The organism is Leptospiraceae bacterium, assembly GCA_016708435.1.
GTDB lineage: Bacteria > Spirochaetota > Leptospiria > Leptospirales > Leptospiraceae > UBA2033.
This window is the reverse complement of record JADJFV010000001.1, coordinates 155,995-175,994: the sequence shown is the minus strand read 5'-3', so window position 1 is coordinate 175,994 and position 20,000 is coordinate 155,995. Positions and strand designations below refer to the sequence as shown.

The following is a 20,000-nucleotide window of genomic DNA, read 5'->3' as shown; positions in this document are numbered from 1 at the left end:
AAAGACAAACTATTTTTTCACTAAATTACAAATAACTCTTCCCATCCATATCAACCCAACCTGTGATTGAAAGTTCTTTGGCTTTGTTACGAAGCCAAGGCTCGGCGGTGCCGATACAGCGAAGGTAGTCACTGTCATTTTGGTAGATTAAGAAATCTAGGTTTTTGTTTGTGATATAAAAGGTATATCCAGGGAATTCATTTTGAAATTTAGTAAAGCATTGATTTTGTGGAAAGATATAGATTGTAGGATCTTCATCTTTATCAAAGAAAAGATAAAATTCATCGAGTAACAAAAATTCATCCAACCATTCCCATGCATTGGATTCTCGGATACTAAACCCACCATTTGCAGCAGCAGATTCCCAAAGACACCAATGTTCTTTTCCATCCGTAAAAGTATCCCAGACTCTCTTACGAAAGAAAACAGATTCAAGTGTAGACATTTCTTCTAGTCTGTATCCTGTTGCCTGCAATGCTTCATCTATGCTTTCTTTTACGAAATTGGTCATCTTACATTCCTAAAAAAAGGCACACAATCTAAAAAAATGTGCCCCTTAGTTCTCTTTTTTCCTTTATCAGCAGATTTGAATCCAATATGAAAAACATCTGGACCATCTGTTTCATGTGGCGGGTCAATACTTACTTCTGCTCCACCAATTCCTTTCCATTCTACAACGCCAGATTTTCCGTTTAAATCTTTAGCCCATTTTTCCGCAATAAATCTATCTCTTGGAACACCAGTTCTTCTAAATGCTTCCTGTAAAGCCTCTTCAAATGTCTTTCCTGAATCTCTCCAGTCTAGATCAGAGTCCTTGACTTTGTATCCCGTGAGACTTCCAATGTCCTTTATAAAATTCTTTTTGCAAGCACATAATCTAACTTTTTTAACTTTCCAGAGCAATTCGCAGTAAGCTTTTTTTTCATATTCCAGCAACACTTCTCGCTTTTCTATCTTAGCTTGTAAAACCGCTAATTGCTCTTCCTCAGTCTGATCTGAGTTCTGTAGCGACGCAACAACGATAAGAATAAATCCAACTAGCAGGCTAACAAGGAATAGCCTTTTTCCTAAATAAGAAGGTAAGTCTTTCTTGTTATTATGCGCTTCTTCATTTTTGACAGATTTTTCAGGGATTAAATGCATAGAGGATTAATTTGTATAGCCTTTCTATTTTTGCAATATTTATTTTTAGTAATTATTTGATTTCCTTGTTGTATGGTGAATCAATGGAGTAAAATTATTTTTACACTGAAAGCCATCCCCTTTCGCAAAGGGGAATACTCCGAAAGAATCAAACAACAAGTAACCAGTCAGGGGATTCCTTTTACCATCGTATAAGAAGACGATGCACATAACATAGGGTAGCAATGGGTTCCCTAATACTTCAAATATGGGTTAAGGGGGCATAGGGAACCTATATTGAGTATAGCTTTGAACCTATCGCTACCCTATGTTTGATAAAACGTTATCTTATACGCAGCTTATACAAAGCGTATACACAGCATTAGCCTCATTGTCATCCTGAGCCAGCCTGTCCTGAGCGAAGTCGAAGGAAAGGACAATTGTGCTTCAAAGCAAATATACCTTAATTACGCATTAGAGCCACAAAAATGCTGAACTGTGTAATTATTCGAAAAAAATATTTGATAAAAAATAATTTCTGTTGATTTTAGATTAGCCGCATACGAAGATTATTTTAACCGAACTACATCCATTCTTGCTTAACGCGCATAATGGTGAGAAACCCCTCTCCCATTGGGAGAGGGGCATTACAGGCATATACCGCAACTTATAAAAAATTGGGGTGAGGGGAAACAAAAGCGAAAAAGGGTGACAAATAAATCAAATGCAAGTAGCATTTAAGGAAATTATACTGATGAACTTATTATCAAATATCAAAGCAAAGATTTTTTTATTTTTGAAAAATATCCATTTCACAGACATTATTCTCGATTCCGAACAAGTCATTATTCATTACATTGAAGGAACCAATGAGCCAATGGGTATCCTATGTTGTAGTTTTATAGCAACAAACCCGAATTATATAAGCAAAGAATATTATGTGATAAAGACTCTCTTGAAATCTCTCTGTGTCTCAGTGCCTCGGTGGCAATCCTGTATCCGAAAAATCTCAATCTTGGCAACGAAAGTTAATTGCATTCTAACTTGATTGTAAAGAACAATACAAGGTAAAACTGATATGCCTAAAATTAAACTTACATTCTATTACTTATTCCCATTTTTACTTTTCTTCTTTTCGAATTGTTCCACTCATTTTATTCGAGACTTGACTACCCCGGAAGAAAAGACCGTTCAGGTCTCCGCAGTCGGAGATATTATGGTTCATTCCACTCAATTGACTTCTGCTTTTGATCCAAAATGCAAATGCCACAACTTTCATCCTGTTTTTAAGAACATAAAGGAGTATTTAGTTTCTGCTGATATTGCCTTTGGAAATTTAGAAACTACTTTACCAGGTGATTCCAAGTTATTTGCCGGTTACCCGCAATTTGGCGCTCCTGATGAATTGGCACATGCACTCAAAGATGCAGGGTTTGATATATTGACTACTTCTAACAATCACTCTGTCGATACAGGCCGAAAGGGAATCGATCACACAATTGATACACTCGATAGTTTAGGAATTAGTCATTTGGGGACTTATAAATCCATCGAAGAATTCGAAAAGAATCGGATTTTACTTTATACCAAGAACGGAATTAACTTTGCCTTTTTAAGTTATTCCTATAGCACAAATGGAATTGCCATCCCGAAAGATAAGGTGGTCAATATAATAGACAAAGACCGTATTAGGGAAGACATTCAACTCGCACGTAGTAAGAAACCGGATGTCCTAATTGTCGCATATCATTTTGGCACAGAATATGCAAGATTTCCAGATAAATTCCAGAAAGAGATGGTTGACTTTGCATTTCAAGAAGGGGCGGATATTATTTTAGGTGGTCATCCCCATGTATTGCAACCCTATGAGCTGGATTGGATTCAAGATAAATATGGAGAGCGAAAGCAAAGGCTTGTCATCTATTCTCTGGGAAATTTTGTCTCAGGACAGATTAAGCGATATACTAACGGTGGAATGATTTTTAATTTTAAATTAACTAAAAAGATGCAATCAGGAAAGACTCAAATATCGATTCAGGACGTTGGTTATGTTCCTGTATTTGTGTATGTCTCCAATGATAAGTCAGGCTATCAGTATAATGTATTACCTGTAGAAAAATATCTAAAGAATGATCAGGAGATGAAGTTGACTCCAATGGCTCATCGTGCTATGCTTGAATTCTATGAGGATACAAATTCTCATCTCCAAAAAAATTCCTTAGTAGGAGCCAATACTTTGCCATGAGTGGAAGGGAAGATTTTCACAAATTCTTTGGAGACCCTCTCCGAAAAATGGATGACTTAGTTGCCATCGGTGGAGATTTTTCAACGGATAGATTGTATTACGCCTACACACATGGAATTTTCCCTGGTCGCAGAATCCGATTCGATGGTATTGTCTTCACCCACGGGCAATATTCGAAATCGATGGATTGCATATTTCAAAGACTGTTCGCAAAAAATTCGTCAGAATGTCTATCGGGTTACATTCAACCAAGCATTTCGCGAGGTTATGAAAGGATGTGCTCAACGCGTAAATGAAATTACCTGGATAACAGAAGGTTTCTTAAATGGCTATACCGAACTCCATAAAAGAGGCTATGCTCACAGTGTCGAAGCGTGGAATCAAAAAGGAGAGCTTGTTGGAGGAACCTACGGAGTTGGAATTGGTAAATTCTTTGCCGGTGAAAGTATGTTTTCCGTTGAGTCAGATGCAGGAAAAGTGGCATTGGTTCATTTGTTTGAAGCTCTCTTTCGCGATGGGTTCACTCTATTTGATACCCAACAACTCAATGAAGTCACTTGGAATTTAGGTGCCTACGAAATCCCCAAAGAAGTTTATCTAGACCGCCTTCACAAAGCCGTTGAGATTCCTGATAAATGGGAACCTAGCACAACTCTAAAAGAAGGCAAATTCCTTGTTTTTGACTTCGAGCCTCGCTATGGACTATGGCAAAAACAAATCATTTAGAAACCCTCCTTTTTAATTTGCTTTTTTATGGAAGGCTGTTATAATTAAACTAAAATAATCGTATGATATGACGGGTGTGCCTACCACTTTGTATGGATGCATTTCCTAAATATAGGGGGGAAAGTCGGTGAAATACATTTTACTTTTAATTATTATCATTTTTTCCTTTTCAACTTGCTTCGATAAAAAAACAAACGTTAACCGTTCTTATACTTCTTCTGCCAATAAAATTGATAAGACTGGGATTACTCCCAATGAACCTTACACGGGAATATCTACAAACTCAAACATACTCGTGAAAGAAGGATTTATTGAGATTCAGCTAAATTCTGGCAGTCTAGACATTGGTTTTGAAAGAAAATTGCAAATGCTAAAAGACAATCAGCTAAATGCAAATCTCTCTCTTTCAGATGCTGTCACCAATACAAAAATGGAAGGGAGCGTTGAGATTACTAAGGAAGCAAATATTCGATTCATTCCCGAAACCAAACTTTCATTCAATAATGTTTATACAATTTCGTTTCAAGAAGAACAAACAAGTTTAGAGTATTCCGAAAAGATTTTCATTTCAGTAGCTAATTATTGTAATCCTTCTGATAGCTTTTCTAAAGTGCCTATTCAGAGTAATTCTCAATACAACGGACAGACTGTTAATTTAACTATCAAAGATAATATCTTTCAAGACCAGGGCTATGGAAAAGTTGCCATTGTAGGATGGGATCATAAGAGTCTGCAAAGCTTTCATTTTAAAATCAAAAATCAAACTGACGGCGCAAAATACAAGATAGTCGCAGTCTTCGGCTCTTACAATATTCCAAGTCATGAATGTGAACTCTACCTACAAAGAGATAAAACTTCTCCGTATCCAACTTGGGTAGATTCCAATTATTCTTCCAAGACAACAACCGTTACAGAAGAAGATGCAATTATTAGGGATCCATTTACCAAGGACTTTTATAGTTTTGCCAAGACATTTATTTTAGTTAAAGTTTCTGATTCTACGAATACTGATATTACTTCTACGGATAACGCTGTGTTGTCGCTTGAACAAACAGATACTCTTTATGGATTGCCGGTTAGTTTAACGAACGAAGACGAGAGCCCTTTGCTTGCTTATTTGAATCGAGGGAATAACAACAGTTATTCGATGGTCTTAGGTGGACTCATCGTTGGAATCTTTGGATTCTTCCTTTCAAGAAGATGGATGAGAAGAAAAGAAGAGGAGAAGTAGCGGGATTCCTTAATCTTATTCACTCACCTTGTGTAAGGTGAGTGATTCAGATTCTTTGGATTAAAACCCCATCTGAAATTTACTTGTTAAAATACCCTTTTCTAAAATTCTGAAAATATATTCAGATGTGAGGGGTTTATGGGAAAGTTTAAGAATTTATCTTATTTTGAAGGAAAGATTGTTCCTGCCGAAAAAGCAATGGTGAGCATTCAAACCCATGCATTGCAATACGGAACTGCAGTGTTTGGTGGAATACGTGGATATTATAATGCAAAAAAAGATAACGTCTATATTTTCCGTTTAAAAGATCACGTCAAACGTCTGTTAAACTCTGCGAAATTAGTTCAACTTCAATACACAATTGATCCGCTTGAATTTGAAAAAATCATTTTGAAACTAGTGAAAGAATGCGGATACAAAGAGAATATCTATCTCCGTCCTTATATCTATACTTCGGCATTGCAACTATCGCCTCGCTTTCATGACGTGAAGGCGGATTTGGCTATTTATATTTTGCCGCTAAACGATTATCTAGATACAAAGAAAGGTCTCAAGACAATGGTTTCTAGCTGGAGAAGAATTGACGACACTACAATTCCTACAATGTCTAAAGCTTCCGGCGGATATGTAAACTCGGCTCTTGCAAAATCAGAAGCAGTGCAAAATGGATGTGACGAGGCAATCTTTCTTGATTCTCGTGGCTTTGTTTCGGAAGGCTCAGCGGAGAATATCTTCATTATCCGCGATGGAAGACTAATCACACCAAGTCTTACTTCTTCTATCCTAGAAGGAATTACAAGAAGGTCAGTCATTGAACTAGCGCGCAAACAAGGAATCGAAGTAATAGAGAGGGACGTTACTCGAAGTGAATTGTATATTTGCGATGAAGTATTTTTCTCAGGCACAGGTGTGCAAGTAGCTTGGGTCAAAGAAATTGATAAACGCGTTATAGGCAACGGTAAAATGGGACCTATCACAAAGAAAATTCAGGATTTGTTTTTTGAAATAGTTACAGCGAATAACGATGAGTATGCGGGTTGGCTCAGTTCGGTTTATTGATTTTATTCAATCGTTACACGTAGAGACGTAGCGCGCTACGTCTCTACGCGCATGGCGTAAATATGAAAATTAATCTACTTTGATATTGCTCTTTTTGCTTCCACTTTCGTCATAACACTTAGGTCCTGTGCAGGAACCGGAGTTGCCTGTAATCCCACCACAATCTGTTCCAGAAACGCTTTTACAAATGTCGCTAGCTTTTTTTCTTTCTTTGAATCCATCACCGTTTACACAAACTTTGATGTCTGCATCTCTAAACCCATAACATTTTGCTGAAAGACTAGAAGCCGCAAATGTAATCGCGATCACTAAACCCAATACTAAACTAATTTTTTTCATTGAAGAATCTCCTTTGAATGAATGCGCGTATTCTATAATGTTGAGAATCTTTTGCAACAAAAAAACTAATAAAACTTACTTTCACCAATTTTTAAATCTAATAGATTATTGAGCGGTATTTGCCTTGATTCAAATAGAGACCTAGTAAATTTTAGAGGCTCATCTAGTGCTTCATCGGTTAATACGAATGTTAGATAGTGCATGGGTAATAGATATTTTGCGCCGAGATCAGAGAATGCCTGTAGAGTGTCTTCTGGATTCATATGAATAGGTTTCATAAACCAGCGAGGCTCATAAGCACCAATAGGTAAAATGGCTACATCAATTTTAGGAAAACGTTTTCCGATTTCTTTGAATTCGGGAAAATAGCCAGTATCCCCTGCAAAATAAATCGTTTCTGATTTTCCTTCTATGATATAACTTCCCCAAAGAGTTTCTTCTCGATCAAATATTCCACGACCGGAAAAATGTTGAGTGGGAGTAAAAACAATTTTTAAATCTTTCTCTAAACGAATATCCCACCAATCTAATTCTACAACGTTCGTAAGTCCTTCTCCTTTTAAGAAATCCTGGTTTCCTAATCCAGCATATATTGTAGGTTTAAATCGTTTATCTAATTCTTTCAGAGTGGGTAAATCCATATGATCGTAATGGTTGTGGCTAATAACGATTATGTCTATAGGAGGAAGGTCATTTATCTGTATACCCGGATTTGTAAAACGTTTAGGACCGATGAAGCTAATGGGTGAACACCGCTCTGACCAGATGGGATCGGTTAAAATGTTTTTTCCGTCTAATTGTATTAATACGCTCGCATGACCAATCCAGGTAAAGCTCATTCTATCTTTATTTTCTCTAATCTTTGCTCCATCGTTAGAGATGGTTTCTATTTTATAGTCTTCGGCCTCTGTTGAAGGAGTTGTTTTAAAAAGATTGCCTAATTTCCAGAGTATCACAGGACCTAGACCATTAGCTTTGATTGTAGGATTTAGATTTTGAAATCCTTCTTTTGTGTGATGAGACTTCGGAGAATCATCTGGAATCATAGGGATTGTAAGATTCTTACAGGAGAATAAAAGTAGAATTAGGAATTGAATCAATTTCATAGTTTCTCATCAAATTTAACATATAAAGTTTTGCAAATAGAAATTAACAGTCTAAGACACATGAATGCTATTTTTGAATGTAAATCGATTTTCCATTGTCCTGTCGAAAAACTTTTTCAGTTTCATGAAGAGGATATTGGATTTAAAACACTCGTCGCTTTAGATAAATCTGTAGAAGTTATCCAAGCTCCTTCCTCCATTTCTCAAATTGGAACAGAGGCAATCTTAAATGTAAAGATATTGCCCGGCATTCAAAAAAAATGGATTGCTAGACATATTGAATACCAGAAGAATGAATTGTTTGTAGATATCCAGAAAGTAGGACCATTTAATTTCTTTAGGCATGAGCATCGTTTTTCTTCCTTCAGCGGATATTCAGTATTAAACGATCATATCGAATTTGAATTCTTTTTAAACTCTATAAGTAAATACTTTGTTGCAGAGAAGTTAAAAACTCAATTTAAGGCAAGGCATAAGGCTACTGCTGATTATCTGCAAGTAAGCTATGAAGAGATTTCTTGTAGATTGTTACAGTCCAATTAATCACTAGAACAAAGGAACCCAATGCCTTACTATAGTTATTGCTTTAATACTTAAACTCAGTATCCGCAGAATTTGTCCTAAAAGGTAAGGTAGGTCTACAAAAATGTATCATTAGCCACTAAACTATGTTTTTTTATTGGAGTTTTCTTTACCTTGTATCTTAATTGAATAATATAATTTTTAAGAGAGGGTATATTATGACGCGACTAATTTTACTTATGTTAATTCTATTTATATCAGTAATGAATTGCAAGGATGATAAAAAAGATAATTCTTCCTTAGCAGCACTACTGGCATATGCTTCTACAACTAGGACAACAACTTCTTCAACCTTGACTTATACAATAGTAGATACAAATCAATCTACTTGTTACACCACTAGTTCTGGTTCAGCAACAACCTGTATAAAAACTGGATACGATGCGGACTATAGCGGAAATCAGCCAAGCTATACAAAGAATAGTGCTGGCACAATCATTACTGATAATATCACAGGGCTTTTGTGGACGAAGACTGCTGATACCGATAACAGCGGAACGCTTACAACTACGGATAAAATGTCGTTAGCCACTGCTAAAACATATTGTTCTGGTTTGACAACCGGCGGCTACACATGGAGACTTCCAGATATAAAAACTCTTTACTCGCTGATATTATTTAGCGGAAAAGATGCGAGCTCTACGGTTGCTTGCTCTACTGCCGGCTCAACTAGTTGTGTAACGTCTTCTCTTACGCCCTTCATTGACACGACTGCTTTTGATGTTGGATTTGGAGATGTAAGTGCAAATGAAAGAGTGATTGATGGTCAATACGCAACCTCTACACAATATGTATCAACGACTATGGCAAATGATGCCACAATGTTTGGAGTTAATTTTATCGACGGTAGAATTAAGGGATATCCAATCACGAAAGCAAGTGGCGCATCAAATACCTTTTATGTAAGATGCGTTAGTGGGAATACTAGCTATGGAGTGAATAGTTTTAAGGATAATGGAGATAATACCATCACGGATAGTTCTACCGGACTCATGTGGCAAACGAAAGACAGTGATTCTACTGATTGGGACAATGCTGTGAAAACCTGTGAAGATGCAACCACTGCAAATTATACCGACTGGAGATTACCTAACGCAAAGGAATTGCAAAGCATTGTGGATTACACCCGTTCTCCCGCAACTACAAGTAGTGCTGCTATTGATTCTAAATTCACAGCCACTTCCTTTCTAAATGAAAACAGTGCAACTGATTATGGTTATTATTGGGCATCGACTACACATATTTGGAATGACGGTAGCGGCAAATCAGGAGTATACCTTTCTTTTGGTAGAGCCGCTGGATATATGAATTCAAATTATTATGATGTTCATGGTGCCGGTGCACAAAGAAGCAATTATAAAACTAATGTTTCTTCTACTCCGGCTGCTTCCTCTACAACTCTCACAAATGGTCTATTCTATTACTTTGGACCACAAGGCGATATTCAAAGAGCGAACAATAAAGTTAGATGTGTTCGTAAGTAAACTGATATAATCAATCATCTCTTACTAACTTTAAAGTTTATAAGAGATGCATTTTTATCATAAGACCATTTTTTATAATCAGAGCCAATCTTTAAAAGTTTAAGACCATTCTTTTCTACTGAGTGCTTAATCTCGTCGTTGGAATAATATCTTTGTTTATGGACTTCTTTGAATTCATGGAAACCGTTTTCATCGTCTGTAGCGAAGTATAGATTTGAAACAATTTCTTTTTTCTTTTCATCGTAAGAATTTTCCCATATAAAAAGAGTATTTCCAATTGTTTCTCTAAAGATTCTATCGTGGAAATTTTGGGTGAGATTGCGCTCACTGCTTACGTCAAATAGGTAATATCCATTATCTGCTAAATTGTTTCGAATGGAGGTAAAATGTTTATCTAAGTCGGAATAGTCTGTCAAATAGTTTAGAGTATCATGGTTACATGTAATTAAGTCGAAGGCAGAATCAAACTTAAAATTTCGAATGTCTCCCACTTGGAAAACTGTATCGGGATAATTCTTATTAGCCGTTGTAACCATTTCAGGAGAAATATCCATGCCGACTTTATAAGTCATCGCTGGGAAATATCTAAACAGAGAACCAGTCCCACATCCTAGGTCAAGTGCACGCGCAGGAATTTTATCAGGAAAGCTCGACTTTAAAATAAACAAAGCCCATTTTTTAAAATCAATATGACCCATTACATGGTCATAGACTTCAGCGAACTTTGCATAGGGCTTAGCGTTTTGCATACTTTTAAAAGATTACCACCGATGAACACCGATGAACACCGATGTATTTTTGTATATAGTAGTTTTTGCGATCATCTTAAGCCTGTTGAGTCTATACTTAGTAAAATGTCTTCTGTAGGTGATTGAATTCATCGTTATCTGTTGTGTAGAGTGTGATAGGGGTTAATGTTACGTAGCCCTTAGTGTATGATTCAAAGTCAGAACCAGCAGAATTTATAAATCCAAGCTCAGTAAGTGCTAAGAAGTAATGATATACATTGTCTTTGATATGCGCGATTTCATAGCGATCAGAATAAGTTCTCTGCCCTAATTTAGTGAGTTTAATTTCTGATAACTCTTTTGAAAATTCTAGCGGAAAATTAATATTATACACGATTCCTTTCTTTAAACAAGATAGTTTTTCTTCGATAAAATGATTTATAAATTCGGCTTCTCTTTCAAATTCGTAGTGGTCGTCTCTGTTCCCGGAGCTTACTGCAAGCGAATAACGCTGATGAACCGCTCCATGTCTCGCTGCTCCAACAGTTCCCGAATAATGAACATCGTGCCCCATATTAACACCACGATTGATTCCAGAAATAACCATATCAATTTCAGGAAAAATATTTCCAAAGAATCCTATGTTTACACAATCAGTAGGAAAACCGTCTACGGTATACGTTGTATCTTCTAATTTCTCTACATGGATTCTATGAAAGATTGTAAGCGCTTGTGAAGTTGCTGACCTTTCTTTTGCGGGACAAATTAAGAAAACGTTATGTTTTTTTGAAAGAGCTTTTTTAAGAGCATGGATACCGAGGCTTGTAATTCCATCATCGTTTGTTATGAGTATATTCACTATTAACCACCTAATTTTTCAAATAATAACACTGAGATTCATGAGAAAATAAAACAATATCATAAATGGGATATACAAAAGAAAGAACATAGAACCGACGATTGTCTTAAAGGTTCTATATCCACCCATTCCATAAATTTCATTCGCGTATCCAGAAAAAATCCAAATATAAGAACTAACGGTTATAAGTAATATTCCAAGGAATGCGGAAAATGACGTTATGCCTACATAACTAAAAACAATTGCAACAGGACAGGCAAAAATATAAACGATATTGATTGTGCGAGCAGAAGAAATCAAGCTTGGAAAGTCTCCTGTTTTAATTAGATTCTTTGCTTTAAAATCAATCGAATAAGAAAGAAAAGAAGATAAAAGAGATAAGAAGAAATAATTTCCCATCGTGAGTAAAGCGATTAATGCAATATAACCGCTAGTATAAGGAGGGTTTATCAAAATGGCAGACATAGAAAGAGATATTGAGCCAAATAGAATGCAAAAGAATTCAATGAACTTAGTAGTTTTATTGAGCGGACTAAAGGCTTTTAGAAATTCTTCTCTATCCAAGAATAAATCTGTTATCGTTTCAAGAAATGTATTCATGAATCCTCTTATTCCTGAATGCTAAAAGCAGACGGCATTATTAATAGAATGGGAGACTTTAAATGCTTGATGCTAAAAGTATTTTGTCCTCCGAATCCAGAAATGGAATTTAACTTTGTTCCCATGATATTAAACAATCTATCAAAAGGAGATTCTTCATCTTCAAGTAGATTCAAATGACTGACTCCGCATAATTCCGTTAATTTGCTCATCGCTTCTCTTCGCCCGCCAATTTCATCGGCTAATTTGTTTTTAACCGCAGCTTCTCCTGAATAAATTTTACCTTCTGCTAACTTTTCTATCGTCGAAACTTTTTTCTTCCTTCCGCGTGCTACATCTGCAATGAAACGATTGTAAGTGTCGGAAAGTAATCCTTCTATGATAGCAACTTCTTCTTCAGTGGAATCTTTGAACATGGAAAGAATGTCTTTGTATTTGCCTGCTTTGTAGACTCGCATTTCAACAGAATATTTTTTTAATAGACCGGAAATGTTTGGGCTAACAGTAATTACCCCGATGGAGCCGGTGATTGTTCCCGCTTCCGTATAAATATAATCAGCCGCACTTGCTATATAATAGCCGCCGGATGCAGCGAGGTCTTTCATGGAGACGACAACTTTTTTATTTTTCTTTTCTCTCAGATACATGAGTTGCTCGAAGATTTCTTGGGAAGCTCCCACAGTGCCGCCGGGAGAATTGATTTCGATTAAGACTCCTTTGATGTCATTGTTATCTTCAATTTCTCTCAGTTTATCTAGAACTGTATCAGCGCCTGTGGATTGGTAAGTAGATTTTCCAGAATGAATCTCTCCTTCCACTTTTACAAGAACTGCTGATTCTAAAGTATTTTTGAAAACATTCATGTTTCCTGTTTTTGTAATTTTTGATTTTGACTGAATTGCGATATGCATCATACCTAAAATGGTTGATGTGAAAGTAAAAATTAAAATAAACAGCAAAATAGTTCTATTTGTATTCATTGCCTCTTCCTAGTAGTCACTCTAAAAATTAGCGAATCAGCGCAAATTAAATATTTTTATTTACGCTGACATTTTACTTATTATTTTAGCTTAAACTAAGTTATGAAGAAAGTTTTTATCTCAGGCATCTCAGGCCAAGACGGTGCATGGCTAGCAAAGCTATTACTTTCAAAGGGTTACAAAGTTTATGGTGGCGTAAGAGACGTAAATAAATTTATAAACTGGCGATTGAACCACTTTGGAATTTTAGGGAACATTCAGTTTTATCAATTTAACCTTTCGGATCCAGTATCGATTGAAAAATGCATTAAAGAAATTCAGCCTGATGAATTTTATAATCTCGCAGCGCAAAGTAGTGTCGTTGAAAGTTTTAAATCACCTCTAGAGACAAGTTTAATGGATGGTCTCAGTGTTTTGCATATTCTAGAGGCGATTAAAAAATTTAGTCCGCATACCAAATTCTTCCAAGCAAGTAGTTCCGAAATATTTGGAAATTCCAATACGGTTCAGCAAACAGAGGATACTCCGCATCAGCCGGCAAATCCATACGCTGTGGCAAAGTCTTATGCGCATTGGATGAATATAAATTATAGAAATGCATTTGGATTATTTTGCGTAAATGGAATTTTATTCGGGCATGAATCGGAACTTCGTGGTGAAGATTTCTTTTCTAGAAAAGTAAGTCTCCATGTAGCGAATTGGTCTTTAGGAAATAAATCAGTCTTAGAAGTAGGCAATCTAGATGCGGAGAAAGATTGGGGCTACGCAAAAGAATTTGTAGAAGGAATGTATCTCTCCTTGCAAGCGGAAAAGCCAGAAGATTATGTATTCGCAACCGGCAAGAAAACAAAAGTGCGTAATTTTATAGAAAATTCTTTTCGGGTAATTAATATTAACCTCAGATGGGAGGGGGAATCAGAGAACTTAAAGGCATACGATGATCATTCGGGAGAATTAATGGTATGTATTAATCCAAAATTTTACAGACCGATAGAAATCAAATCTGCCTGTGGCAACCCTGCAAAAGCAAAAGAAAAATTAAATTGGGTTTCTAATTTAGATTACAAACAAATTTCTGAGATTATGGTTCGTAGTGATATAGAAAAATTACGCCATGCGTAGCTTAACGAGTAAAAAAACCTACTCAATCGTTTTTCTTTCTGTTCTATTTTTGCTATTCATTTCGATTTATTCGTATAAGGATTTTTATAAGCAATTCATCATTGATAAAATATATACAACGATTGACTTTAAAATTGTTTTTGAAGAATCAAGCCTTATTGTCTTTCCTTCTCCTGGTATTAAGCTAAAAGAAGTCAGCATTCATAGTATGGAAGAAACGAATAGATTTGATGTAGAAATAAAATCTATGAAGTTCTTTTTTTCATGGAAAATTTTATTCGGCATCATTGAGCTAAATAAGATCAATGTAGATGAGGGTATAATAGAATTAACCACAAGTTTTGATGTGGAAAAAAAAGAGAAAGAATTAAAAGAAAAGACTCTGAATACTAAAAGTCTGCAAAAGATTTTTACATTCTTAAATGTAGATACAATCGTATTTCGGTCCATTCAATTCGTAGTAAAAAGAAGTAATGCATTAACGGATGATTTCTTTTTTAATTACTTAGAAGTAGGTAGTGATCATATAAGCCTTATTTCATTAAACTTCGATGTTAATTATCAGGCAGGCAATTTTAAATCCGATACCAGAATTCAATATACAAATAACGACTATAATTTCAATTCTCTTCAAATAGAATCTAAATGGAAAATCAATAACTTTGCACTTAAACCACTAAAGGAATACTATTCTCTAGTTTACGGGGCTAATTTTGATAAGACGACATTGAGTGGAGAATTTACACTATTTAAAGAAAAATTTAAGAATGAATACAATATAAAAACGGACGTTATAATAAGTGGATTACTCTTTTCAGGCTATCCCGTATATCCAAACATTGCGGCTAATAGCGAATTCACTTTTTTGGCAGACACTAAACAAATCAATTTTACAAGTATTCGAGTCTATTATGAAACTGGTGCAATTGCTAGCGCAAACGGTATGTTAACCTTTACAAAGGATATTTATTTGAACCTAAATATCCGAGGAGAGTATGCAGATATTTATAAGGTCATTTACTTAATTGTTCGTGCGCTTGATATAAGAATTACTAGCAATTTGAATTTCTATTCCCATATGAATATTCTTTGTGCCAGGGCTATATTTGATTTATATGAATTAAAAAATATCAATCTAGATTTGGATATTGCTAATTCCGATATTGGAATCAAGATAAACAATGCAGATGTTGTTTATGGTCATCTTAGCGGTAAAGGAAAAGTAGTCGCAAGTCAAAATTCTACTTATCATTTTGACGCATTTCTAAAAGATATTAATTCAGAAATGCTAATTGCGAAGTATACAAAGAATCCTTATATCAAAGGTTTGCTTAGCTCAAATCTAAGTTTTAATTCGAATGGAAATACACTTCCACTATTCTTGGATAATTTAAAATCTTCTGGTAGGGTAGACGTAAAAAAAGGGGAACTATTGGGTTATGCAAATATTCTAAAGCCAATTTTTAGTCTTGGAAAATTGATTAATTTCCTAGGTCCGCGAGGGAAGAATACAGAATTTCAATCGCTTACACTTGATTATTCAATACAAGGCAAAATGATAAAAATTCAGAATCTAAAAATGGTTGGAGTTGGTTTAGACGCACATGGTAGTGGAAGTGTAAGTTTTGATCGCAAGATAGATTTTAGAATTTATGCAGGTCTCGGAGGGATTGCAGGCAAAGCACTGTATGTCCCAATTCTTTATAAAGGCATTATGCCGGATAACGTTTCCTATATTGATCCTGTTTGGATTGGATCAGTTTATGTAGGAGCGACATTACTCGGAGGACCGGCAGGTGTTACGGTAGGAGGTATAACAGGATCCGCAGTGACAGAGTATGTGCACAAAGCATGGGAAGGTATCAAAGGAATTTTCTCTAGAGAATAATTCTGAATAGCCCAAGTTTTACTTCTAATTTATTGACTCACCTTGCGTAAGGTGAGTTACCGATTTACTGTATATTTCTCTTTACTTCAACCTGTCATTTATACTACTAGTATTTATAAAAATAAATTCTCGGTTAAGAGGTAAAAATGTCATTACTCGCAATGTTGATGCCTAAAGGAAAAAACGGTTTTGGTTATAGCACGACAGCAGAAGAAGTCACAGCAGGAATTTCTTTAGAAGGAAAAACGATTCTGGTTACTGGCTGTAATTCGGGACTAGGACAGGAAGCGATTCGAGTGCTCGCAATGAGAGGAGCTAGAATTATCGGAACCGCCCGCACAAAAGAAAAAGCAGAATCTGCTTTAAAACAAGTTAGCGGCAAATCGCACTTAGGCTTAGAATGTGAACTTGCCAATCCTTCGAGTGTTAGAAGTTGTATTGCTGAAATTAAAAAACAGAAAATAAAACTAGATGTAATTATCTGCAATGCGGGTATTATGGCTTTGCCTAAACTAGAAAAAGCTTATGGATATGAGTTACAATTTTTTACGAACCATATAGGACATTTTATTTTAGTTAATGGATTGTTAGATGAATTAACTGAAGAAGGTCGTGTTGTTATGTTGAGTAGTGCCGCACATATGAATGCTCCGAAAGAAGGAATTGTTTTTGATAATCTAGCGGGAGAGAAAAACTACAGCGCTTGGAGTTTTTACGGACAATCAAAGATTGCAAATCTACTATTTGCAAAAGAACTCGCCAGAAGATTTTCAGGAACAAAGAAAACTGCCTATGCAGTGCATCCGGGGGTAATCAAAACTAACCTCGCAAGAAGTATGAATCCATTTCTACAAGTAGTCTTTGGATTGGGAGAGCATTTATTCCTAAAGACAGTTCCACAAGGAGCGGCTACGGAATGTTATGTGGCTACAAATCCAAATGTGATTTCTGAATCGGGAAATTACTTTGCAGATTGTAATACAAAGACTCCTAGAAAAGACGCAGAGAATTCTGAGCTTGCTAAAAAGCTCTGGGAAGTTTCAGAAAAGATCGTAGCGAAATTATAAAAAGGAAAAAGTTTTTTTAAATGCTTTTACTTTTTTTTATCGGAGGGGTCTTAGCTGGAATCATTGCTGGACTCCTTGGTGTGGGAGGAGGAATTATTATTGTTCCGATGCTCGTATTCTTCGGTAAATTGCCAGTAAACGCTGTTGCAACTAGTTCTCTGGCCATTGTGATTACTTCTATCTCTGGTAGCTTTCAAAATTGGAGAGAAGGAAATCTCAATTTCAAAAAAGTAATTTCTCTTGGACTACCGGCAGTCGCTACCGCACAGCTCGGCGTTTATCTAGCCTCACATTTTTCTCCTCTCCTATTGCTCTCGTTGTTTGCAATTTTGTTATTCGTCAATGTTTACTTGGTGTCCCTAAGAAGAAGATTAGTTACAATGGAAAAAATTTCAGTCAATGAGGATAGAATTTTTCTCAATACAATTCTAACGGGAGGAGCGGCGGGAATTTTATCCGGTCTCTTTGGAGTTGGCGGTGGGGTAATAATGGTTCCCCTCCAAATGCTTTTACTCGGAGAAAAAATAAAAGTAGCAATCCAAACAAGCCTAGGAGTAATTATACTCACTGCCATTTCTGCCAGTATAGGTCATGCAGTAGCGGGTAATATCTTGTTAACCGAAGGTTTGCTCATCGGATTCGGTGGACTAGTCGGCGCTCAGTTTGGCACTCGCTTCCTTCCCAGGCTTTCCGATAGAGTGGTAACAATTGGATTTTTAAGTTTTATTTTTATCATTGCACTTTCCATTGTCTACCAAGCAGCCAAGTATTTGTAGAAATTCGAATTGACAGTAAATAATTTTGAAATTAGTTTTATAAATCAAAGAGACTGGTTATGAATAAAATAGAAAAACAAATTAGAGAGCTAGAAGAAGAAATTCGTCATCATCAAAACCTATACTATGTAAAAAATAAAACTGAAATCTCAGATAAAGAATTTGATTTACTGTTTAAGAAGCTTCAAAAACTAGAAGCGGATTATCCTGAATATGCGTCACCGAATAGCCCAACGCAAGTAGTAGGCTCTGATTTGGACAACGAATTCGAAAAAATCGCACACAAAATTCCAGTCCTATCTCTGGAAAATACTTATAATATAAATGAATTGACTGAATGGATTGCAAAGACTGATACAGAAGGTGAGTATTCTGTTGAGTGGAAAATAGACGGAGCCTCTCTTGTTTTATATTACGAAAAAGGAAAATTGGACAAAGTAGTATCTCGCGGAACGGGTGGAGTCGGAGATGATGTAACGGCGAATATCCGCACAATCAAAAACATTCCGTTGGTTTTAAAAGATCCTGTTACAATTTACGTAAGAGGCGAAGTCTATATGGGATACAAAGACTTTGAAGATTTTAATGAAGAGAATGGGGGTAAATACGCGAATCCGCGAAACCTTGCCGCAGGCTCTATCAAGCATAAAAATTCTTCACAAACAGCGAAACGGCCTTTAAAAGTTTTTACTTATGATGGCTATTTCCCGGAAGGCTATGGGAAAATGAAGACGCATGACGAAATGCTAAAATTCATGAAAGCACAGAAGCTTCCTGTCTCAGAAGATTCGCTGATTGTAAAAGCAAAGGATGTCATTAAGCGAGTAGAAGAATTTAAAAAGAGAAAGGATACTCTTGATTTTCCGACAGATGGACTTGTTATTAAACTAAATAGCCTTGCAAAGCGAGATGCGCTAGGGGCTACTGCTCATTCGCCGCGATGGGCAAGAGCGTATAAGTTTGACGCACTCATGAAAGAAAGCACAATCTTAAAAATAGATTTTGCAGTGGGAAGAACAGGAAAAATTACACCGCGCGCAGAAATTGAACCTGTAAATCTTGCAGGCACTACTGTGAAGTTTGCGACCCTTCATAACCAAGATTATATTGATGAACTCGGAGTTGGGATTGGTGCGCGAGTGCTTGTTGCAAAGCGGGGAGAAATTATTCCAGCAGTAGAAGAAGTAATCGAGAAAGGACCGGAAGGAATTTTTAAACTTCCAACCAAGTGTCCTTGTTGTGGGACTAAGTTAGGAAAGGTGGACGACTCGGTAGATTTGTTTTGTCCGAATAAGAAATGTCCCGACCGCGAAAAGAATAATCTAATTTTCTTTTGCCAAAAAAAACAAATGGATATAGAAGGTCTTGGCGAAAAGCAAATTCAGAATCTATATGACTTGGGGTTTATAAAGAGTATCCCCGATTTGTATAATTTACACAAGAGAGCAGAAGAACTAAAAGAAATTGATGGATTTGGAAGAAAGAGTGTAGATATTATTTTAAAAGGCATCGAGGCTTCTAAACAAAAAGATTTTAAAGTATTGCTTCCTTCTCTTGGTTTTTCGGAAGTCGGACATAAAGTGACTGAGCTTCTAATTGAAAGCGGATATGATGATGTGGATAAGATCATTAGTCTGGTCAAAAGCAAAACAGCAGAAGATGAATTGATGGATATCCATGGACTTGGTCCGCGCACGGTTGAGTCACTACTGATTGTGTTTAGAGACAAAGAGGTATTAGCCCTAATCGAGACTTTAAAAAAATTGGGTCTTAATTTTAAAGGAAAGCTTGTCGAAAAATCGGACAATCAACCTTTCTTGGATCAGAGTTGGTGTGTAACGGGGAGTTTCCAGAACTTTCAACCAAGAGACAAGGCGATGGATTTGATTTTACATCATGGTGGAAGAAAAGTTTCTTCTGTGTCATCGAAGACGACTCATTTACTGGCGGGGGAAGGAGCAGGCTCCAAACTCGAAAAGGCAATCGAGCTTGGAGTAAAGGTTGTTAGCGAAGACGAATTCCTTGCGATCCTAAAAAGCGCGGGAATAAAATAGGCTTCGCTTAAAGTCTCAATGAACGGCTAATC

Annotated in this window: 19 protein-coding genes and 1 pseudogene; 12 read left to right on the top strand and 8 right to left on the bottom strand. The window is 36.2% G+C overall.

The genetic code is table 11. From position 1 onward, the window contains the following. Positions 1–25: 25 nt before the first annotated feature. Positions 26–511 carry a hypothetical protein gene (locus IPH52_00900; protein MBK7053598.1) on the bottom strand — a complete coding sequence of 162 codons (486 nt, stop codon included), beginning with the start codon at positions 509–511 and terminating at the stop codon, positions 26–28. Next, positions 508–1,143 carry a hypothetical protein gene (locus IPH52_00895; GenBank protein MBK7053597.1) on the bottom strand — a complete coding sequence of 212 codons (636 nt, stop codon included), beginning with the start codon at positions 1,141–1,143 and terminating at the stop codon, positions 508–510. Before IPH52_00895 ends, IPH52_00900 begins: the two co-directional genes overlap by 4 nt. 733 nt (positions 1,144–1,876) lie before the next feature. On the opposite strand from IPH52_00895, the gene IPH52_00890 reads away from it, so the two are divergent. The 5 genes and pseudogenes from IPH52_00890 to IPH52_00870 all read left to right on the top strand — a co-directional run bounded on the left by IPH52_00890 (position 1,877) and on the right by IPH52_00870 (position 6,383). Next, the gene (locus tag IPH52_00890) at positions 1,877–2,170 is read left to right on the top strand and encodes a hypothetical protein (GenBank protein MBK7053596.1); all 294 of its coding nucleotides are present in this window, start codon (positions 1,877–1,879) and stop codon (positions 2,168–2,170) included. 30 nt (positions 2,171–2,200) lie between these two features. Beyond that, positions 2,201–3,367: a CapA family protein gene (locus tag IPH52_00885; GenBank protein ID MBK7053595.1), complete on the top strand. Its 1,167-nt coding sequence runs from the start codon at positions 2,201–2,203 to the stop codon at positions 3,365–3,367. Positions 3,368–3,414: 47 nt separating this feature from the next. After that, positions 3,415–4,093 (top strand): annotated as a pseudogene (locus tag IPH52_00880) (leucyl/phenylalanyl-tRNA--protein transferase). 127 nt (positions 4,094–4,220) lie between these two features. Continuing rightward, the gene (locus tag IPH52_00875; protein MBK7053594.1) at positions 4,221–5,324 is read left to right on the top strand and encodes a hypothetical protein; all 1,104 of its coding nucleotides are present in this window, start codon (positions 4,221–4,223) and stop codon (positions 5,322–5,324) included. 138 nt (positions 5,325–5,462) lie between these two features. Then, positions 5,463–6,383, top strand: coding sequence for a branched-chain amino acid transaminase (locus IPH52_00870; protein ID MBK7053593.1), 921 nt, complete (start codon positions 5,463–5,465; stop codon positions 6,381–6,383). A gap of 69 nt (positions 6,384–6,452) precedes the next feature. Here the strand turns inward: IPH52_00870 and IPH52_00865 are convergent, their stop codons facing one another. Continuing rightward, the gene (locus IPH52_00865; protein ID MBK7053592.1) at positions 6,453–6,722 is read right to left on the bottom strand and encodes a hypothetical protein; all 270 of its coding nucleotides are present in this window, start codon (positions 6,720–6,722) and stop codon (positions 6,453–6,455) included. A gap of 65 nt (positions 6,723–6,787) precedes the next feature. Next, positions 6,788–7,828, bottom strand: coding sequence for an MBL fold metallo-hydrolase (locus IPH52_00860; GenBank protein ID MBK7053591.1), 1,041 nt, complete (start codon positions 7,826–7,828; stop codon positions 6,788–6,790). A 60-nt stretch (positions 7,829–7,888) separates the two neighbouring features. Between IPH52_00860 and IPH52_00855 the strand changes: the two genes are divergently transcribed. Both IPH52_00855 and IPH52_00850 read left to right on the top strand, forming a co-directional pair. After that, entirely contained in the window at positions 7,889–8,371 is a 483-nt protein-coding gene (locus IPH52_00855; protein MBK7053590.1) for a hypothetical protein, read from the top strand. A gap of 197 nt (positions 8,372–8,568) precedes the next feature. Further along, positions 8,569–9,894: a DUF1566 domain-containing protein gene (locus tag IPH52_00850; GenBank protein MBK7053589.1), complete on the top strand. Its 1,326-nt coding sequence runs from the start codon at positions 8,569–8,571 to the stop codon at positions 9,892–9,894. A gap of 14 nt (positions 9,895–9,908) precedes the next feature. On the opposite strand, the gene IPH52_00845 is transcribed toward IPH52_00850, so the two are convergent. From IPH52_00845 to sppA, 4 genes are all read right to left on the bottom strand, one after another. After that, positions 9,909–10,643 carry a class I SAM-dependent methyltransferase gene (locus tag IPH52_00845; protein MBK7053588.1) on the bottom strand — a complete coding sequence of 245 codons (735 nt, stop codon included), beginning with the start codon at positions 10,641–10,643 and terminating at the stop codon, positions 9,909–9,911. A 97-nt stretch (positions 10,644–10,740) separates the two neighbouring features. Beyond that, positions 10,741–11,481, bottom strand: coding sequence for a 5'/3'-nucleotidase SurE (surE, locus tag IPH52_00840; protein ID MBK7053587.1), 741 nt, complete (start codon positions 11,479–11,481; stop codon positions 10,741–10,743). An 18-nt stretch (positions 11,482–11,499) separates the two neighbouring features. Then, on the bottom strand, positions 11,500–12,081 hold the full coding sequence (locus IPH52_00835) for a hypothetical protein (GenBank protein ID MBK7053586.1): 582 nt from the start codon (positions 12,079–12,081) through the stop codon (positions 11,500–11,502). 8 nt (positions 12,082–12,089) lie between these two features. Further along, a complete protein-coding gene (gene sppA, locus IPH52_00830) occupies positions 12,090–13,061 on the bottom strand; it encodes a signal peptide peptidase SppA (GenBank protein MBK7053585.1) in 972 nt (323 codons plus the stop codon). Positions 13,062–13,163: 102 nt separating this feature from the next. Between sppA and IPH52_00825 the strand changes: the two genes are divergently transcribed. From IPH52_00825 to ligA, 5 genes are all read left to right on the top strand, one after another. After that, complete coding sequence (locus IPH52_00825) at positions 13,164–14,183, top strand: GDP-mannose 4,6-dehydratase (GenBank protein MBK7053584.1); 1,020 nt, start codon at positions 13,164–13,166, stop codon at positions 14,181–14,183. Further along, positions 14,176–16,071, top strand: a complete 1,896-nt coding sequence (locus IPH52_00820) for a hypothetical protein (protein MBK7053583.1) — start codon at positions 14,176–14,178, stop codon at positions 16,069–16,071. Before IPH52_00825 ends, IPH52_00820 begins: the two co-directional genes overlap by 8 nt. Before the next feature lie 146 nt (positions 16,072–16,217). Then, positions 16,218–17,138: an SDR family NAD(P)-dependent oxidoreductase gene (locus tag IPH52_00815; GenBank protein MBK7053582.1), complete on the top strand. Its 921-nt coding sequence runs from the start codon at positions 16,218–16,220 to the stop codon at positions 17,136–17,138. Between the two features lie 20 nt (positions 17,139–17,158). Further along, a complete protein-coding gene (locus tag IPH52_00810) occupies positions 17,159–17,914 on the top strand; it encodes a sulfite exporter TauE/SafE family protein (protein ID MBK7053581.1) in 756 nt (251 codons plus the stop codon). A 59-nt stretch (positions 17,915–17,973) separates the two neighbouring features. Then, positions 17,974–19,968: an NAD-dependent DNA ligase LigA gene (gene ligA / locus IPH52_00805; protein ID MBK7053580.1), complete on the top strand. Its 1,995-nt coding sequence runs from the start codon at positions 17,974–17,976 to the stop codon at positions 19,966–19,968. Positions 19,969–20,000: the final 32 nt, after the last annotated feature.

Bases quoted from the DNA above. Each gene is read 5' to 3' on its own strand.
- IPH52_00895 (MBK7053597.1), bottom strand. From the start codon at position 1,143: ATGCATTTAATCCCTGAAAAATCTGTCAAAAATGAAGAAGCGCATAAT.
- ligA (MBK7053580.1), top strand. From the start codon at position 17,974: ATGAATAAAATAGAAAAACAAATTAGAGAGCTAGAAGAAGAAATTCGT.
- sppA (MBK7053585.1), bottom strand. From the start codon at position 13,061: ATGAATACAAATAGAACTATTTTGCTGTTTATTTTAATTTTTACTTTC.
- IPH52_00850 (MBK7053589.1), top strand. From the start codon at position 8,569: ATGACGCGACTAATTTTACTTATGTTAATTCTATTTATATCAGTAATG.
- IPH52_00860 (MBK7053591.1), bottom strand. From the start codon at position 7,828: ATGAAATTGATTCAATTCCTAATTCTACTTTTATTCTCCTGTAAGAAT.
- IPH52_00900 (MBK7053598.1), bottom strand. From the start codon at position 511: ATGACCAATTTCGTAAAAGAAAGCATAGATGAAGCATTGCAGGCAACA.
- IPH52_00815 (MBK7053582.1), top strand. From the start codon at position 16,218: ATGTCATTACTCGCAATGTTGATGCCTAAAGGAAAAAACGGTTTTGGT.
- IPH52_00855 (MBK7053590.1), top strand. From the start codon at position 7,889: ATGAATGCTATTTTTGAATGTAAATCGATTTTCCATTGTCCTGTCGAA.
- IPH52_00870 (MBK7053593.1), top strand. From the start codon at position 5,463: ATGGGAAAGTTTAAGAATTTATCTTATTTTGAAGGAAAGATTGTTCCT.
- IPH52_00820 (MBK7053583.1), top strand. From the start codon at position 14,176: ATGCGTAGCTTAACGAGTAAAAAAACCTACTCAATCGTTTTTCTTTCT.
- IPH52_00810 (MBK7053581.1), top strand. From the start codon at position 17,159: ATGCTTTTACTTTTTTTTATCGGAGGGGTCTTAGCTGGAATCATTGCT.
- IPH52_00845 (MBK7053588.1), bottom strand. From the start codon at position 10,643: ATGCAAAACGCTAAGCCCTATGCAAAGTTCGCTGAAGTCTATGACCAT.
- IPH52_00825 (MBK7053584.1), top strand. From the start codon at position 13,164: ATGAAGAAAGTTTTTATCTCAGGCATCTCAGGCCAAGACGGTGCATGG.
- IPH52_00890 (MBK7053596.1), top strand. From the start codon at position 1,877: ATGAACTTATTATCAAATATCAAAGCAAAGATTTTTTTATTTTTGAAA.
- IPH52_00865 (MBK7053592.1), bottom strand. From the start codon at position 6,722: ATGAAAAAAATTAGTTTAGTATTGGGTTTAGTGATCGCGATTACATTT.
- IPH52_00835 (MBK7053586.1), bottom strand. From the start codon at position 12,081: ATGAATACATTTCTTGAAACGATAACAGATTTATTCTTGGATAGAGAA.
- IPH52_00885 (MBK7053595.1), top strand. From the start codon at position 2,201: ATGCCTAAAATTAAACTTACATTCTATTACTTATTCCCATTTTTACTT.